This is a genomic window from Neisseria sp. P0022.S010 (assembly GCF_051956635.1).
The window spans coordinates 1-1,738 of record NZ_JBQCXF010000591.1; the positions used below are offsets into that span (position 1 = coordinate 1).

The window sequence follows — 1,738 nt, forward strand, 5'->3', positions numbered from 1 at the left end:
TTTAGGGTGTTGTTAAGCTGGTTGATTACTTCGGCTTCCATGATTCTTGTGTTCTTTCAAAATTTTAGGGGCGTATTGTAAGGGATTTGCCTGTTTTTTTCCATGACCGGGCCGTCTGAAAATGTGCGGTTTGGATTTTCAGACGGCCTCGGTTTTAAATTTTTCCAACCAAAGCCGCCAGTCGTTGTCTATCGGCGCTTGTACGGTCATCCGGCTGCCGTCTTCTATGCTTTGAAAACTGAGGCTTCGCGCGTGCAACATCAGGCGTTGCGTGCCGATATGTTCGGCAACGGCATGATTTTGGCGCAAATCGCCGTAGTTGGTGTCGCCGACGATGGGGTGGAAAATGTGTTTCATATGGCGGCGGAGTTGGTGTTTGCGTCCGGTGTGCGGCGTAAGTTCGGCCCACGAATAACGCGAGGTCGGATAACGCAGGGCAGATTGGAACGGCAACTCGGTTTGTGCCAGACAACGGTAGGCGGTTTGCGCTTCCTGCAATGTGGCTTCGGTCTGCGCTTCGGCGATTTTGTCGGGCATATATTTGAGGGCGTAATCAATCAGGCCGTCTGAAGGCAGATGACCGCGAACTATCGCCCAATAAGTTTTTTCGATAGTTTTGTTTTCAAACTGCTGCGTCAATAACCGTGCGGCTTCCGTATCGAGGGCAAACAACAAGACGCCGGAAGTCGGGCGGTCGAGGCGGTGGACGGGATAAACGTGCTGCCCGATTTGATCGCGCAGGGTCTGCACGGCAAAACGGGTTTCGTGTTTGTCTAACCAGCTTCGGTGTACCAGCATTCCGGCAGGTTTGTTGACGGCGATGGTGCGGCTGTCGCGGTGGATAATATCGAGCATGGCGGAGCAGTTGAATAAAAGCAGATATTGTAACGGGCTTTTGAAGATGTGGCAGAAACACTTGCCGCCGAAACCCAACTTTCAGACGGCCCGCCCCTTTCGGGTTACAATACTGCACATAAAAACACGAAGGAAAAGCCGTGAGCCTGCTCAAAAAACTGCCCAAACCCATGCTGCCCGACGAAACCCGCCGTGATATTCAGGCGCGCGAGTCGTATCATGTATTGAAGATTATTTCCGAATTTGTCGAAGCCGGCGAAGAATTGCGCGCCATTCAGCCAGCCGTCAGCATTTACGGCAGCGCGCGTACGCCTGAAGATCATCCCGACTACGAGTTCACATTACGCTTGGCACGCAAACTGTCGGATGCCGGATTTTCCGTCATCTCCGGCGGCGGGCCGGGCATTATGGAAGCGGCCAACAAAGGCGCGTTTGCAGGCGCAAGTCCGGCGGTGGGACTGAATATCGTGTTGCCGCACGAGCAAAAAGCCAATCCGTATCAGGATTTGTCGATTAAATTCCAACACTTCTTCCCGCGCAAAGTCATGTTCGTCAAACATGCCGTGGCGTATGTCGTCATGCCCGGCGGTTTCGGCACATTGGACGAATTGTTTGAAAGCCTGACTTTGGTGCAAACCGGCAAAACGCCCGACCGACCGATTATCTTAGTGGGCAAAGCATTTTGGGCGGGACTGTTGGACTGGATACGCGAGCAGTTGCTGGGCAGAAACTTGATTTTGGAAGAGGATTTGAACTTGATCCGCGTCATCGACGACGAAGACGAAATCATCGAAGAAATCTTCGCCCATTACGAAAACCGCTTGGAAGACTTGTCCGAACACCAAAATGCTTGGTCGCTGGGGCTGTAAAAAACTAAGGTTTC

Annotated in this window: 2 protein-coding genes; one reads left to right on the forward strand and one right to left on the reverse strand. The window is 52.3% G+C overall.

Annotated elements, in window-relative coordinates:
• Nucleotides 1–138 precede the first annotated feature (138 nt).
• Nucleotides 139–855: a tRNA pseudouridine(65) synthase TruC gene (gene truC, locus ACTHUT_RS19725; RefSeq protein ID WP_036492333.1), complete on the reverse strand. Its 717-nt coding sequence runs from the start codon at nt 853–855 to the stop codon at nt 139–141.
• A 140-nt stretch (nt 856–995) separates the two neighbouring features.
• Here truC and ACTHUT_RS19730 point away from each other — a divergent pair, with 140 nt between their 5' ends.
• Nucleotides 996–1,724 carry a TIGR00730 family Rossman fold protein gene (locus ACTHUT_RS19730; RefSeq protein ID WP_070590039.1) on the forward strand — a complete coding sequence of 243 codons (729 nt, stop codon included), beginning with the start codon at nt 996–998 and terminating at the stop codon, nt 1,722–1,724.
• The last annotated feature ends 14 nt before the right edge of the window (nt 1,725–1,738 follow it).

Coding starts and splice junctions, on each gene's coding strand:
- truC (WP_036492333.1), bottom strand. CDS start 855: ATGCTCGATATTATCCACCGCGACAGCCGCACCATCGCCGTCAACAAA.